This is a genomic window from Kluyvera chengduensis, assembly GCF_044197065.1.
Lineage (GTDB): Bacteria > Pseudomonadota > Gammaproteobacteria > Enterobacterales > Enterobacteriaceae > Kluyvera > Kluyvera ascorbata_C.
This window is the reverse complement of record NZ_JBIQOI010000012.1, coordinates 95898-109947: the sequence shown is the minus strand read 5'-3', so window position 1 is coordinate 109947 and position 14050 is coordinate 95898. Positions and strand designations below refer to the sequence as shown.

Below are 14050 nucleotides of genomic sequence, written 5' to 3'. Positions count from 1 at the left end.
CCATGCCGAACTCAGAAGTGAAACGCCGTAGCGCCGATGGTAGTGTGGGGTCTCCCCATGCGAGAGTAGGGAACTGCCAGGCATCAATTAGTGAAGAAGCCCATCCTGACGGATGGGCTTTTTTGCGTCTGCGGGAAAGGAAAGTGCGGTGAATTTTCCCGGGGTCACTGCGTTCGCCCGGGCTACAGACTGCGCTGGTCGCCCGGACGAGGCGTTTACGCGGTGCACATTGCCGGATGGCGGCTTAAACGCCTTATCCTGCCTACTATTCTGTTCCTAACCACGCGACAATAAACGCCACTATTTCCTGCAAATTATTCAAATCCAGTACCGGGACATCAACGTTTAGCGGAATATCGCTGGCGACAGCAATCGTATGTTCATCGATCGTCAACTCGCTCACAGGGTGCCCTGCATCCTGACGAAACAGCAAGATCTTGGCGACGGATTCATGTTTGAACCCTTCAACCAGCACCAGGTCCAGCTTCGATTCATCCATCCTGCTCACCAGAAAAGCCAGATCGAGCTCCTCTTCGTCCGGCGTTTCCGTCATCAGCGCCCAACGCTGTTTACTCGCCACCAGAGTCTGTGCTGCCCCTGCCTTGCGAAGTTCATAGCTGTCCTTACCCGGCTTATCGACATCCATATTGTGATGAGTATGCTTGATGAGGCCAGGGCGAATCCCGAGCTGACAAAGCTCAGGTATGAGCTTTTTCAATAACGTCGTTTTTCCCGTCCCGCTCCAGGCGGCAATGGCCAATAATGGAATCATGATTTTTCCTGATAGAGCTGCAAATCTTCTGGCGTATTCATGTTGCGAAATGCTTCTTTCATGTCGCTAAAATCGACAGAATGGCCGCCAACCTGACGCATAAAGATCATAACGCGGCGTTCGCCGCTAGCAAGATAATCCACGATCTGTGGGGCTAGACTGCGGTGGGCAAGCGCCACTGCAGGGTGGTCGCGATCGCCATCATGCACCCAAACAACTGGCGCGTCGCTACGTTCTTCTGCCAGGCGTTCAACGAGATTATTGGGAATAAACGGCGTATCGCAGGGACAAAACAGAAACCATTCGCCGGATCTCTGCTGCATAACCGATAACAGCCCGGCGAGTGGCCCTGGAAAGTCTGACAGCGTATCAGCAATGACCGTTAAGCCGCTCTGTCGATAGATATCCAGATTACGATTAGCACTGATAACGACATCATTTACCTGCGAACACAGGCAATCTGCGACGTGCTGCCACAATGGCTTACCGTTCAGCAGCATTAATCCTTTATCCTGACCGCCCATTCTTGAGGCTTTGCCGCCCGCTAATACCACGCCGGTTATCTGGCTCTTTGCATTCACCGCTATCGCCTCTTTTATTGTGTGGTTTACCCTGCTAACGTGTCTCCATCAAGCGTAAGGAGCACGACCATGAAATGTAAACGTCTGAACGAAGTTATCGAACTCCTCCAGCCAGCCTGGCAGAAAGAGCCGGAGCTGAATTTACTGCAATTTTTGCAGAAACTGGCGAAGGAGTCAGGCTATGACGGCGAATTGGCCGATTTAACGGATGATATTCTGATCTATCATCTGAAAATGCGTGACTCGGCCAAAGATGCGGTCATTCCAGGTATTCAGAAAGATTATGAAGAAGACTTCAAAACCGCGCTGCTACGCGCTCGCGGCGTAATAAAAGAGTAAAAGGTTGTAAGCAGCGCCACTCAAATCACTGTGAAATGATATCCTGAATCATTCGTATCGTTATCGGATGTCAGGATGAACGACAAGGCTTTCACTTTCCAGACTCTCCACCCGGATACCATCATCGATGCCCTATTCGATCAGGGTATCCGGGTTGATTCTGGACTTACCCCCCTTAACAGCTATGAGAATCGGGTTTATCAGTTTCAGGATGAAGATCGCCGTCGTATGGTGGTGAAGTTCTATCGTCCGGAACGCTGGTCAGCGGCGCAGATTCTTGAAGAGCATCAATTCGCGCTTGAGTTGGTTCAGGATGAGGTTCCGGTTGCGGCACCTCTGGTTTTTAATGACCAGACGCTGCTAACGCACGAAGGCTTCTATTTTGCCGTCTTCCCTAGCATGGGCGGCCGCCAGTTCGAATCCGATAATCTGGATCAGATGGAGTGGGTTGGGCGCTATCTGGGGCGTATGCACCAGACCGGCCGTAAATCCCGCTTTACCGCGCGTCCTTCTATTGGCGTGAAAGAGTATCTTATCGAACCGCGTGCCCTCTTTGAGCATTCGGCGCTCATTCCTGCTGGTTTAAAAGACCGTTTCCTGAAAGCAACCGATGATTTGATCGATGCGGTAATGGGACTATGGCACGGCCGTTTCGATGCATTGCGCTTACACGGTGACTGCCACGCAGGAAATATTCTCTGGCGCGATGGCCCGCTGTTTGTCGATCTTGATGATGCGCGCAACGGCCCCGCAGTTCAGGATCTCTGGATGTTGCTTAACGGCTCTCAGGTAGAGAGACGTATGCAGCTTGAAACCATCGTTGAGGCTTACGAAGAATTCAGCAGCTTTAATTCAGACGAATTGGCGCTGATTGAGCCTTTACGTGCAATGCGGTTGGTTTATTATCTTGCCTGGATTATCAGGCGTTGGGATGACCCTGCATTTCCGAAAAATTTTCCCTGGTTAACCGGGGAAGATTTCTGGCATCGGCAGATCGCAACTTTTATAGAGCAGGTGAAGGTTCTACAAGAACCCCCTCTTCAATTAACGCCAATGTATTAATTCGACACAGTCAGGAGAGAGTGAGTTATGAAAAAGGTTTGGCTTGCGCTGGCAGGTATGATTCTGGCATTCAGCGCATCCGCTGCTCAGATTACCGACGGCAAACAATACGTAACGATTGATAAGCCGGTTGCTGGTGAGCCGCAGGTGCTGGAGTTCTTCTCCTTCTACTGCCCGCATTGCTATCAGTTTGAAGAAGTTCTGCACGTTTCTGACAACGTGAAGAAAAAGCTGCCGGAAGGCACCAAAATGACCAAGTACCACGTTGAGTTCCTGGGCCCATTGGGCAAAGACCTGACTCAGGCGTGGGCAGTGGCGATGGCGCTGGGCGTAGAAGATCAGATTACTGCACCGATGTTTGAAGCGGTACAGAAAACCCAGACCGTGCAGACCGTTGCGGATATCCGTAAAGTCTTCACCGACGCTGGCGTGAAGGGCGAAGATTATGACGCCGCCTGGAACAGCTTCGTGGTGAAATCTCTGGTTGCGCAGCAGGAAAAAGCGGCTGCCGATCTGCAGCTGCAGGGCGTTCCAGCAATGTTTGTTAACGGCAAATACCAGCTGAATCCGCAGGGCATGGACACTAGCAATATGGACGTCTTTGTCGCTCAGTACGCTGATACCGTAAAACAGCTTGTTGAGAAGAAATAAAAAAGAAAACGCCGGTCAATGACCGGCGTTTTTGTATTCTGCTTTGATGTCTGTAATCTGATGGTCTTTCTCTTCCCACAGCGCATTCAGCCATAGCTGGAAGCGTCGCTTAAAGTTCTTATCCCCTACGTAGTCACCGTGCATCTCCGGGGCAATCGGACGCAGATTCACGCGAACCACAATGCGCGTCAGTTTACCGCTGAGCATATCGTAGAACGGCGTCTTATCGTTTTCCGGGTAGCAGAGCGTCACGTCGAGCAGCTTATCGAACTGAGTGCCTAACACGTTTAGCGCCATCGCAATACCGGCAGCTTTTGGCGGCAGCAGATTTTGATAGGGCGAACGGGTTTGCAGGCGTTTTTCAGGTGTAAAGCGTGAGCCTTCGACAAAGTTAACGATGGTTGTTGGATGCGCGCGGAATTTCTCGCACGAGCGACGTGTTGTTTCAACATCTTTACCGCGGCGTTCCGGGTGGCGAATCAGATAGCTGCGGGAATATCGGCGCATAAAGGGCATATCCAGCGCCCAGCATGCCAGCCCCATGAAGGGTACCCAGGCCAGTTGCTGCTTGAGGAAGTATTTGTTCATTGGGATGTGCTTGCGGAAGATCACGCATAACACCACAATATCTGCCCAGCTGTGGTGGTTGCTGATAAGCAGGTACCAGTTCTTTTTATTGAGCGTCTCGAGCCCTTCAATATCCCACTTGAGCCAGGGGTTGAGATGCAGCAGCGCTGCCAGCCCTTCGCACCAGCAGTACATCATAAAGTTGCAGAATACTGAGACGGAACGCCAGATAGCCGGTACCGGTAAAATCAATTTAATAATGCCGGCGAGAATAATCGGTATTGAGCACAATATAGTCAATAAAATGGTGAGTGCGATACTGATGGGCAACGTTATCGCAGCGAGCAATCTCGACATAGTTCGTTTATTCAGATAGTTAGTTATTTAACGTGCGTATATAAAAGAGCACAAGGGGCTGATTTTAACAGAAAACGCGCTAAATGGCGGGTCTTACCGGAATAGAAAAATGGTCATAGTGTCTATCCACACTGTGTGAATTACCACCAGATCGCTTTTACTAACCTCGTTATTGAGTTAATTAATTGAAATGATTAAATTAATTTTTACTTTATCATCGGTTACATATCATTTGTTATCAGTAAAATAAAACTATTCACAAACTTATCCACAATTTGTTTTGCGCGCGATCGCGAGGATCTGCAAATCTTTTCGCGTTATTTTGGCGAAAAACTCATGTTTTCATGCCGTATGTGGCATCCTTTACCCATAATCTGATAAACAGGCACGGAAATTATGGTTCAGATCCCTGAAAACCCTCTCATCCTCGTTGATGGATCTTCTTATCTCTATCGGGCATATCACGCATTCCCACCGCTGACGAACCGTGCGGGAGAGCCGACAGGCGCGATGTACGGTGTGTTAAACATGCTGCGCAGCCTGATCCTTCAGTATCAGCCAACCCACGCTGCCGTGGTATTTGATGCGAAGGGAAAAACCTTCCGTGACGAATTGTTTGAAGACTACAAATCGCATCGCCCGCCAATGCCGGACGATCTGCGTGCGCAGATTGAACCACTACACACCATGGTAAAAGCTATGGGCCTGCCGCTGCTGGCCGTCTCTGGCGTTGAAGCGGATGACGTGATCGGCACGCTGGCGCGTGAAGCCGAAAAAGCGGGTCGTCCGGTGCTAATCAGCACCGGGGATAAAGATATGGCGCAGCTCGTCACGCCGGGCATTACGCTTATCAATACCATGACCAATACCATTCTCGGCCCGGACGAAGTGGTGACCAAATACGGCGTGCCGCCGGAGCTGATTATCGACTTCCTCGCGCTGATGGGTGACTCCTCGGATAACATTCCAGGTGTGCCGGGCGTGGGCGAAAAAACCGCGCAGGCGCTGCTGCAAGGGTTGGGTGGCCTGGATACGCTCTACGGCGAATCGGAAAAAATCGCCGGGCTGACCTTCCGTGGTGCGAAGACCATGGCGGCGAAGCTTGAGCAGAATAAAGATCTGGCCTACCTCTCCTATAAGCTGGCGACTATCAAAACGGACGTTGAGCTGGAGCTGGGCTGCGAGCAGCTGATTGTCGCGGAACCTGCGGCCGATGAGCTGTTAACGCTGTTCAAAAAATACGAATTTAAGCGCTGGATCACCGACGTTGAGTCCGGTACCTGGATGCAGGCCAAAGGAGCAAAACCTGTCGCTAAACCGGCCAGCAAAGCCGTCGATGTTGAAATTGAGGTTGAAGTCGAAGAGACCGCAGCCACGCTGTCATCTGAAAACTATGTCACCATCCTTGATGAAGCTACGCTGGTCAGCTGGATTGAGAAGCTGAAAAAAGCGCCGCTGTTTGCTTTCGATACTGAAACTGACAGCCTGGATAACATCTCTGCCAATATGGTGGGTCTGTCGTTTGCCACCGAACCTGGCGTTGCTGCCTATGTTCCTGTGGCCCATGACTATCTCGATGCCCCGGACCAGGTCTCCCGCGACCGCGCCTTAGAACTTCTCAAGCCGCTGCTGGAAGATGAAAAGCTGCTGAAGGTGGGTCAGAACCTGAAATACGACCGCGGTATCCTTGCTAACTATGGCATCGAATTGCGCGGTATCGCCTACGACACCATGCTGGAGTCCTACACGCTGGATAGCGTAGCGGGTCGCCATGATATGGACAGCCTCTCTGACCGCTGGTTAAAACACAAAACCATCACCTTTGAAGAGATTGCCGGCAAAGGTAAAAATCAGCTGACTTTCAACCAGATTGCGCTGGAAGAAGCGGGTCGCTATGCGGCTGAGGACGCTGATGTAACCCTCCAGCTGCATCTGAAAATGTGGCCGAAGCTGCAAAAGCATGAAGGGCCGCTGCGCATCTTCAACGAGATTGAAATGCCGCTGGTGCCGGTGCTGTCACGCGTCGAACGTAACGGCGTGAAGATTGATCCCGCTGTATTACATGCGCACTCGCAGGAGCTTGCTAAGCGCCTGGTAGAGCTGGAGCAAAAGGCTTACGAGATTGCTGGTGAAGAGTTTAACCTCTCCTCGCCGAAGCAGTTGCAGACCATTTTGTTTGAAAAACAGGGCATCAAGCCGCTGAAGAAAACGCCGGGCGGCGCGCCGTCTACATCGGAAGAGGTGCTGGAAGAGCTGGCGCTCGACTACCCGCTGCCGAAAGTGATTCTGGAGTATCGTGGCCTGGCGAAGCTGAAATCGACTTATACCGATAAGCTACCGCTGATGATTAACCCGAAAACCGGCCGTGTTCATACCTCCTATCACCAGGCGGTCACCGCGACCGGACGCTTGTCCTCAACCGATCCAAACCTGCAGAACATTCCAGTGCGTAATGAAGAGGGGCGCCGTATTCGCCAGGCGTTTATTGCCCCTGAAGATTACCTCATCGTCTCTGCCGACTACTCGCAAATCGAACTGCGCATTATGGCGCACCTGTCTCGCGATGAAGGCCTGCTGAAAGCGTTTGCCGAAGGTAAGGATATTCACCGCGCGACCGCGGCTGAGGTATTTGGCCTACCGCTGGAAAGCGTAAGCAATGAACAGCGTCGCAGCGCCAAGGCGATTAACTTCGGCCTGATTTACGGCATGAGCGCCTTCGGTCTGGCTCGCCAGCTTAATATCCCGCGCAAAGAAGCCCAGAAATATATGGACCTCTACTTCGAGCGTTATCCTGGCGTGCTTGACTATATGGAACGTACCCGCCAGCAGGCTAAAGAGCAGGGCTATGTTGCCACGCTCGATGGCCGTCGCCTCTATCTGCCGGACATCAAATCCAGCAACGGCGCTCGCCGTGCAGGTGCAGAACGTGCGGCGATTAACGCCCCGATGCAGGGAACCGCTGCCGACATCATCAAACGCGCGATGATTGCGGTGGATGAATGGTTAGAAAGTGAGAAACCGCGTGTCCGTATGATCATGCAGGTACACGATGAATTGGTCTTTGAAGTACATAAAGACGATCTGGACGCGGTATCGAAGAAGGTGCATGAATTAATGGAAAACAGCACGACGCTGGACGTGCCATTGCTGGTGGAAGTCGGCAGTGGTGAAAACTGGGATCAAGCTCATTAAGTATCCGATGAATAACGCTCTTTTTTGTAAGTAAGCAACATAACTTATCTAGTTTTGTGATGAACATTAGAATTCGTTATGTAACAAATGAAAAAAAACTACAAAAAATGCTTTCTGAACGGGGTAAAAAAGAGTAGAGTTAATCTCGTAGGGTACAGAGGTAAGATGTTCTATCTTTCAGACCTTTTACTTCACGTAATCGGATTTGGCTGAATATTTTAGCCGCCCCAGTCAGTAATGACTGGGGCGTTTTTTATTGGGCGAAAGAAAAGTTTTCGTCACGATAAAATTGAATGATATTGAAATAAATCAGTGGGATGTGGCGAGCCCGGAACAGGGCGCAGCGCGCCGCTATCCGGGATAAATGCGGGGGATTACTCTTCTGCGGCCTCGACTTCTTCCTGCGGAGGAATGCCGTTAAACCAGCTATCCAGCTTCTGGCGCAGCTTATCGACACCCTGCTTTTTCAGTGAAGAAAAAGCTTCAACCTGTACGTCGCCGTTAAAGGCCAGCGCCGCTTCACGAACCTGGTTCAGCTGCGCTTTGCGCGCGCCGCTTGCCAGCTTGTCCGCCTTCGTCAGCAGTACCAGTACCGGAATTTCACTCGCGACGGCCCATTCGATCATCTGCTGGTCGAGATCCTTCAGCGGATGGCGGATATCCATCAGCACCACTAATCCTTTCAAACACAGACGCTTCTCCAGGTATTCACCCAGCGCGCGTTGCCATTTGATTTTCATCTCTTCCGGAACCTGCGCGTAACCATAGCCCGGCAGGTCGACCAGGCGTTTGCCATCGGCAACTTCAAACAGGTTAATCAGCTGAGTACGGCCAGGTGTTTTTGACGTACGTGCCAGGCTTTTCTGGTTGGTGAGCGTATTCAGGGCGCTGGATTTCCCCGCGTTAGAACGGCCAGCAAAGGCCACTTCGATTCCGGTATCGGAAGGTAAGTGGCGGATATCAGGCGCACTGGTTACAAAGTGCGTCTGTTGATAATTCCAGTTAGTCAAAACGGTGATCTCCGTTAAATAAGGCAATGTGGGCGATTATACCCGATCGGCAAAAAAAGACTGATTTTCCTCGTCGTGCGTCGACTGTAAGACGATGCCCTTCCGTTTGTAAGATATTTGCCATTGCTGCTATGCGAAATTTAGGAAAAAACGGGGGCGAGATAATATTCAAATCATTTGAAATCATATAGTTATTGTTGGGCAATATTCTGAATTGTCCATTTTTCGCCGTTTCGTTGCTTGTTAGTTTAATCCAACAGGGTAAAGTAGCACGCATCGGCAAGGGCGCCGGAAGGAATTCAGACTCAGGATGAGCGGTCAGGAACGCCAGGAGGCGAAGACCGAAGGAATTAGCCAGGAAGGCGAACGTCTGGAGACGTTGAACACGGATAGGGACCATAACAGGGACTGTTATAGAGCTAACGGATAGACAGGGCGCGTTGAAAGCCAACATGGAATGTAGAACCCGTAAAGGGTTGTGAGTCAGGAAAAAAGGCGGCAGATTACTCTGTCGCCTTTTTTCTTTGTTTGCTTTCTGCTAGATTCCGGCTCAATTCTATACTGAATAAAACGGCTTAAAGACAGACATCATGAAAAAACCAACCTCTGCACCGCGCAGTAAAGCTCCGGGCAAACAGCGCCGCAAAACGCGCGAAGAACTGGACCTCGAAGCTCGCGAACGTAAAAACGATAAAAAACACCGTGGTAACGCAGCCGGTAGCCGTGCGACTGGCTCTAACGGTGCATCTGGCTCCAATAAACAAAAGCAGCAAAAAGATCCTCGTATTGGCAGTAAAAAACCAATCGCGCTGGGCGTTACTGACGCACCGGTCGTGAAACAGCCCAAACCGAAGAGCGAGAAACCTATGCTTTCACCGCAGGCCGAGCTGGATATGCTGGAGAGTGATGAGCGCCTGGATGCGCTGCTGGAACGTCTGGAAAATGACGAAACCCTGACTGCTGAAGAGCAGAAATGGGTTGACGCAAAATTGGATCGCATCGATGAACTGATGCAGCAACTCGGCCTCTCTTACGATGATGACGAAGAAGAAGAGGAAGAAGAGGGCAAGGAAGACATGATGCGCCTGCTGAGAGGCGGAAACTAACGTTTGCACCCGATTGGCTTGCCAGTCCTGCTTATAACCCTTTTGGTTGTATGTTATCTGGTGTGGTTATTCGTTAAACTACGACGGTTGTCGCGGCGTCAAAAGTGGCTGCGCAACCGGCTGTTGCTCCGAAATGGAGCCAGGCCGGCACGCCGTCGTCGTTCTCGACACCATCGGAAGGAGTGAGCATGTCTGAGCAGTTAATCGACTGGGATCTGGCCCTGATCCAGAAATATAACTATTCCGGGCCGCGCTATACCTCGTATCCCACCGCACTGGAATTCTCTGACGCCTTTGGCGAGCCTGAGTTTCACCACGCCGTCGCGCGTTACCCTGAGCGTCCGCTGTCGCTGTACGTGCATATTCCGTTCTGCCACAAGCTCTGCTATTTCTGCGGCTGCAATAAAATCGTGACGCGTCAGCAGCATAAGGCTGACCAATACCTTGACGTGCTGGAGCAGGAAATTCGCCAGCGCGCGCCGCTGTTTACCGGCCGCCACGTCAGCCAGCTCCACTGGGGCGGCGGTACGCCAACCTATCTGAACAAGGCGCAAATCAGCCGCCTGATGACGCTGCTGCGCGAGCATTTTCACTTTGATGCCGATGCGGAAATCTCCATTGAAGTCGACCCGCGTGAAATTGAGCTGGACGTTATCGACCACCTGCGCGCCGAGGGCTTTAATCGCCTGAGTATGGGCGTACAGGACTTCAACAAAGAAGTGCAGCGGCTGGTGAACCGTGAGCAGGATGAATATTTTATCTTCGCGTTGCTCAACCACGCTCGCGAAATTGGTTTCACCTCGACCAATATCGACCTTATCTACGGCCTACCAAAGCAAACGCCGGAGAGCTTTGCCTTTACGCTGCAGCGCGTGGCTGAGCTGAACCCAGATCGCCTGAGCGTATTTAACTACGCGCACCTGCCGACACTGTTTGCCGCGCAGCGCAAAATCAAAGATGCCGACCTTCCGTCGGCGCAGCAGAAGCTGGATATTTTGCAGGAAACTATCGGTTCGCTGACGCAAGCAGGTTACCAATTTATCGGTATGGATCACTTTGCCCGCCCGGATAACGAACTCGCCGTAGCCCAGCGCGAAGGCGTGCTGCATCGCAACTTCCAGGGCTACACCACGCAGGGCGATACCGACCTGCTGGGTATGGGCGTATCCGCGATCAGCATGATTGGCGACTGCTACGCGCAGAACCAAAAAGAGCTGAAGCTCTATTACCAGCAGGTTGCCGAGCAGGGTAACGCGCTGTGGCGCGGTATCGCGTTAACCCGCGATGACTGTATTCGTCGCGATGTGATCAAAGCGCTTATCTGTAACTTCAGCCTCGATTTCGCGGCGATCGAAAAGCAGTGGGCGCTGAAATTCAGCGACTATTTTGCTGAAGACCTGAAACTTCTGGCACCGTTAGCGCAGGATGGGCTGGTGGATGTCGATGAGAAAGGGATTAAGGTGACGGCGAAAGGTCGCCTGTTAATTCGTAATATCTGCATGTGCTTTGATGCCTATCTGCGGCAGAAGGCGCGGATGCAGCAGTTCTCGCGGGTGATTTAGCGTTAATATTGCCCGGTGGCGCTACGCTTACCGGGCCTACAGGCCGAATAAGCGCAAGCGCCATCCGGCTTAGCTAAACAGCCCAACCAGCGCAGCACACAGCACGGCAGCAACGGCCGTCTGTGGTGAATGACCGGCGGCGCCGCTTGAAGCCAAATTGATCAATGATTCAAACATTATCGTCCCCTCGAATTTGCGGGCTGAATAATACTTAACTCATCGAAACAGTAAAGTATAAAATTGCAGCAACTTGCGCGAATCGAGCAATATTTACACTTCACGCTGGCCTTACTCCATTCCCAGTTCTTTCAGCTTACGCGTCAGGGTATTGCGACCCCAGCCCAGCAGGCGAGCCGCTTCCTGTTTGTGCCCCTGCGTATAGCGCAGCGCGGTGGTCAGCAGCGTACGCTCCATCTCCGGCTGTGCTTCAGAAAGCAGGTTCTGATGACCGGAACGCAGCGCGCGGTCGGCCCACTGCGCTAGCAGCGTTGCCCAGCTATCCGGCAGCGACGTTGCCGTGGTGCTGTCTGGCATGCTGGCTTCAAACAGCTCACTCGGCAGATCCTGTATCAGCACTTCTTGTCCTGCGGCCATCACCGTCAGCCAGCGGCAGGTGTTTTCCAATTGGCGCACGTTGCCCGGCCAGGCCAGACGCGTTAACGCTGCTTCGGTTTCCGGGTGCAGCAGCTTAGCTTCCACGCCCAGTTCGCGCGCGGCAACCTGTAAAAAATGGTGCGCCAGGCGCGGGATATCTTCCCGACGCTCGCGCAGCGGCGGCAGATGGACACGAATGACGTTCAGGCGGTGGAATAAGTCTTCGCGGAATTTGCCTTCCTGAACGCGCTGTTCGAGGTTCTGGTGGGTCGCCGCGATGATGCGCACGTCGACCTTCACCGGAGCATAGCCGCCCACGCGGTAGAACTGGCCGTCGGCCAGTACGCGCAGCAGACGGGTCTGGACATCCATCGGCATATCGCCAATTTCGTCGAGGAACAGCGTGCCGCCATCGGCCTGCTCAAATCGGCCCTGACGAACGGTATTCGCGCCGGTAAAGGCCCCTTTCTCATGGCCAAACAGCTCGGACTCAATCAGGTCTTTCGGGATTGCCGCCATGTTGAGCGCGATAAATGGCGCTTTAACGCGCGGGCTATGGCGATGCAGCGCATGGGCGACCAGCTCTTTACCGGTGCCGGACTCACCGTTAATCAGCACGCTGATAGACGAGCGGGAGAGGCGGCCGATAATGCGGAAGACATCCTGCATGGCGGGCGCTTCACCGATGATATCGGTGGTCGGGTCATTGACCTGCACGTTGCGTGGCTGCTGCTGTTCCTGGTAATGGCTAATTGCCCGCTCTACCAGTGCCACCGCTTCATCGATATCGAACGGTTTTGGCAGGTAATCGAATGCACCTTGCTGATAGGCGCTAACGGCGGCATCGAGATCGGAGTGCGCCGTCATTATGATGACCGGAAGCATCGGATGGCGCTGCTTGATTTGCGTTAACAGCGCCAGACCGTCCATACCGGGCATACGGATGTCGGACATCAGTACGTCAGGCGTTTTGGTGGCCAGCGCATCCAGCACCTCTTTCCCGCCTTCAAACGTGGTGCAGGTTAACCCCGCGCCGGTGAGTGCGCGTTCAAGCACCCAACGGATGGAGCTATCGTCATCAACGACCCAGACTATCCCTCGTTGCATAAACACACCTTATTTTTTGATTGGCAGGAAAACCGAGAACTCGGTATGGCCTGGCCAACTGGTAAATTCAATTTTGCCGGAGTGCTGATCGATAAGGCTGCGCGCTATCGACAGACCCAGCCCGGTGCCGCCTTCGCGGCCGCTGACCATCGGGTAAAACAGCGTATCCTGCAAATGCGGTGGAATACCGGGGCCGTTATCTTCGACATCAATTCTGGCGGCCAGCCGGTAGCGTACGCCGTGCAGCGTTAACTGGAATGCGGTACGGGTGCGCAGGACAATTTCGCCCCCTTCCGGGCCAAGCGCCTGCAATGCGTTACGCACGATATTCAGAAGAACTTGTTCAATCTGGTCAGGATCGTGCGGGAGTTCCGGCAAACTTGGGTCGTAATCACGCACCAGCGTGACGTTCTCTGGCAGCTCCATTGAGACCAGTTTGACGACACGTTCCGCCACTTTATGAATGCTCTCGGTAATATGCGTACCGGGATGCTGTGGGCCAAGCAGGCGGTCGACCAGATTACGCAGGCGGTCGGCCTGTTCAATGATGACGTTGGTGTACTCGGTCAACGCCGGGTCAGGCAACGCTTTGCTCAGTAGCTGTGCAGCGCCGCGTAAGCCACCCAGCGGGTTTTTAATCTCGTGGGCGAGCCCTCGTACCAGATCGCGCGCCGCGATTTGCTGAGCGTGCTGGAGCTGCTCCTGGCTGAGGCGGCGTTGGTTATCCATCGGCGCCATTTCCAGCAGGATAAAACCGTCTGGCAAACGCTGTGCGGTCAGCGAAAGAATATGCGAGCGCCCGTCAATCACTAGCGTCACTTCGTTATCGGTAAATCCCTGGCCCGTTTGCAGGCTCTCCTGCATCAAGCCAATGTTCAGCGAGAAATAGCTCAGAAGCTCGGGTAAGGGCGTACCAAAGAGTTTGCGCGCGCTCTGTGCCAGCAGTTGCTGTGCGGCAGGGTTCGCATAGTGAACGGCCAGGTCATCATCGACCAGTAAAATGCTGTTGATTAACGAATTAAGGATCTGCCCAGCATCGGGCAGTGCGCCTGTTGCCATTTAGCAGTCTCCTGAAAAGGCTTGCACTGTTTTAGTGCAGTATAGCTTTTTACGGGTAAAAAGCGCGAGATATCAGGTTGTTGGTGGAGAA

General features: G+C 52.7%; 14 protein-coding genes and 1 rRNA gene. 8 read left to right on the top strand and 7 right to left on the bottom strand.

The window, feature by feature from the left end; genetic code table 11:
• Nucleotides 1-82 (top strand): 5S ribosomal RNA (gene rrf / locus ACH1XZ_RS23395); the annotation flags it as partial.
• Between the two features lie 183 nt (nucleotides 83-265).
• Here the strand turns inward: rrf and mobB are convergent.
• Both mobB and mobA read right to left on the bottom strand, forming a co-directional pair.
• Entirely contained in the window at nucleotides 266-772 is a 507-nt protein-coding gene (mobB, locus tag ACH1XZ_RS21460; RefSeq protein WP_395597094.1) for a molybdopterin-guanine dinucleotide biosynthesis protein MobB, read from the bottom strand.
• On the bottom strand, nucleotides 769-1296 hold the full coding sequence (mobA, locus tag ACH1XZ_RS21455) for a molybdenum cofactor guanylyltransferase MobA (RefSeq protein WP_395597097.1): 528 nt from the start codon (nucleotides 1294-1296) through the stop codon (nucleotides 769-771). The genes mobB and mobA overlap by 4 nt, the downstream gene beginning before the upstream one ends.
• 126 nt (nucleotides 1297-1422) lie before the next feature.
• Here mobA and ACH1XZ_RS21450 point away from each other — a divergent pair, with 126 nt between their 5' ends.
• The 3 genes from ACH1XZ_RS21450 to dsbA all read left to right on the top strand — a co-directional run bounded on the left by ACH1XZ_RS21450 (nucleotide 1423) and on the right by dsbA (nucleotide 3405).
• A complete protein-coding gene (locus ACH1XZ_RS21450; protein ID WP_035892297.1) occupies nucleotides 1423-1692 on the top strand; it encodes a YihD family protein in 270 nt (89 codons plus the stop codon).
• A gap of 75 nt (nucleotides 1693-1767) precedes the next feature.
• Nucleotides 1768-2754, top strand: coding sequence for a serine/threonine protein kinase (locus ACH1XZ_RS21445; RefSeq protein ID WP_395597093.1), 987 nt, complete (start codon nucleotides 1768-1770; stop codon nucleotides 2752-2754).
• Between the two features lie 27 nt (nucleotides 2755-2781).
• Nucleotides 2782-3405 carry a thiol:disulfide interchange protein DsbA gene (gene dsbA, locus ACH1XZ_RS21440; RefSeq protein WP_035892299.1) on the top strand — a complete coding sequence of 208 codons (624 nt, stop codon included), beginning with the start codon at nucleotides 2782-2784 and terminating at the stop codon, nucleotides 3403-3405.
• Nucleotides 3406-3420: 15 nt separating this feature from the next.
• Here the strand turns inward: dsbA and ACH1XZ_RS21435 are convergent, their stop codons facing one another.
• Nucleotides 3421-4329 carry an acyltransferase gene (locus tag ACH1XZ_RS21435; protein WP_395597092.1) on the bottom strand — a complete coding sequence of 303 codons (909 nt, stop codon included), beginning with the start codon at nucleotides 4327-4329 and terminating at the stop codon, nucleotides 3421-3423.
• A gap of 396 nt (nucleotides 4330-4725) precedes the next feature.
• Here ACH1XZ_RS21435 and polA point away from each other — a divergent pair, with 396 nt between their 5' ends.
• Entirely contained in the window at nucleotides 4726-7521 is a 2796-nt protein-coding gene (polA, locus tag ACH1XZ_RS21430; protein ID WP_395597091.1) for a DNA polymerase I, read from the top strand.
• 165 nt (nucleotides 7522-7686) lie between these two features.
• The gene (locus tag ACH1XZ_RS23390; protein WP_071892919.1) at nucleotides 7687-7734 is read left to right on the top strand and encodes a spot 42 RNA, inhibition of DNA synthesis; all 48 of its coding nucleotides are present in this window, start codon (nucleotides 7687-7689) and stop codon (nucleotides 7732-7734) included.
• A 161-nt stretch (nucleotides 7735-7895) separates the two neighbouring features.
• On the opposite strand, the gene yihA is transcribed toward ACH1XZ_RS23390, so the two are convergent.
• Nucleotides 7896-8531 carry a ribosome biogenesis GTP-binding protein YihA/YsxC gene (yihA, locus tag ACH1XZ_RS21425; RefSeq protein WP_395597090.1) on the bottom strand — a complete coding sequence of 212 codons (636 nt, stop codon included), beginning with the start codon at nucleotides 8529-8531 and terminating at the stop codon, nucleotides 7896-7898.
• A gap of 590 nt (nucleotides 8532-9121) precedes the next feature.
• On the opposite strand from yihA, the gene yihI reads away from it, so the two are divergent.
• Nucleotides 9122-9637 (top strand): Der GTPase-activating protein YihI, encoded by a 516-nt coding sequence (gene yihI / locus ACH1XZ_RS21420; RefSeq protein WP_035892302.1) that lies wholly within the window; start codon nucleotides 9122-9124, stop codon nucleotides 9635-9637.
• A 188-nt stretch (nucleotides 9638-9825) separates the two neighbouring features.
• Nucleotides 9826-11199 carry an oxygen-independent coproporphyrinogen III oxidase gene (hemN, locus tag ACH1XZ_RS21415; RefSeq protein ID WP_395597089.1) on the top strand — a complete coding sequence of 458 codons (1374 nt, stop codon included), beginning with the start codon at nucleotides 9826-9828 and terminating at the stop codon, nucleotides 11197-11199.
• Nucleotides 11200-11268: 69 nt separating this feature from the next.
• Here the strand turns inward: hemN and ACH1XZ_RS21410 are convergent, their stop codons facing one another.
• The 3 genes from ACH1XZ_RS21410 to glnL form a co-directional block, all read right to left on the bottom strand.
• Nucleotides 11269-11376 (bottom strand): YshB family small membrane protein, encoded by a 108-nt coding sequence (locus ACH1XZ_RS21410; protein ID WP_147281518.1) that lies wholly within the window; start codon nucleotides 11374-11376, stop codon nucleotides 11269-11271.
• Nucleotides 11377-11487: 111 nt separating this feature from the next.
• Entirely contained in the window at nucleotides 11488-12900 is a 1413-nt protein-coding gene (gene glnG, locus ACH1XZ_RS21405; RefSeq protein ID WP_035892305.1) for a nitrogen regulation protein NR(I), read from the bottom strand.
• 9 nt (nucleotides 12901-12909) lie between these two features.
• Nucleotides 12910-13959 (bottom strand): nitrogen regulation protein NR(II), encoded by a 1050-nt coding sequence (gene glnL / locus ACH1XZ_RS21400; protein WP_333499969.1) that lies wholly within the window; start codon nucleotides 13957-13959, stop codon nucleotides 12910-12912.
• Nucleotides 13960-14050: the final 91 nt, after the last annotated feature.

Bases quoted from the DNA above. Each gene is read 5' to 3' on its own strand.
- mobB (WP_395597094.1), bottom strand. From the start codon at position 772: ATGATTCCATTATTGGCCATTGCCGCCTGGAGCGGGACGGGAAAAACG.
- mobA (WP_395597097.1), bottom strand. From the start codon at position 1,296: ATGGGCGGTCAGGATAAAGGATTAATGCTGCTGAACGGTAAGCCATTG.
- ACH1XZ_RS21450 (WP_035892297.1), top strand. From the start codon at position 1,423: ATGAAATGTAAACGTCTGAACGAAGTTATCGAACTCCTCCAGCCAGCC.
- ACH1XZ_RS21445 (WP_395597093.1), top strand. From the start codon at position 1,768: ATGAACGACAAGGCTTTCACTTTCCAGACTCTCCACCCGGATACCATC.
- dsbA (WP_035892299.1), top strand. From the start codon at position 2,782: ATGAAAAAGGTTTGGCTTGCGCTGGCAGGTATGATTCTGGCATTCAGC.
- ACH1XZ_RS21435 (WP_395597092.1), bottom strand. From the start codon at position 4,329: ATGTCGAGATTGCTCGCTGCGATAACGTTGCCCATCAGTATCGCACTC.
- polA (WP_395597091.1), top strand. From the start codon at position 4,726: ATGGTTCAGATCCCTGAAAACCCTCTCATCCTCGTTGATGGATCTTCT.
- yihI (WP_035892302.1), top strand. From the start codon at position 9,122: ATGAAAAAACCAACCTCTGCACCGCGCAGTAAAGCTCCGGGCAAACAG.
- hemN (WP_395597089.1), top strand. From the start codon at position 9,826: ATGTCTGAGCAGTTAATCGACTGGGATCTGGCCCTGATCCAGAAATAT.
- ACH1XZ_RS21410 (WP_147281518.1), bottom strand. From the start codon at position 11,376: ATGTTTGAATCATTGATCAATTTGGCTTCAAGCGGCGCCGCCGGTCAT.
- glnG (WP_035892305.1), bottom strand. From the start codon at position 12,900: ATGCAACGAGGGATAGTCTGGGTCGTTGATGACGATAGCTCCATCCGT.
- glnL (WP_333499969.1), bottom strand. From the start codon at position 13,959: ATGGCAACAGGCGCACTGCCCGATGCTGGGCAGATCCTTAATTCGTTA.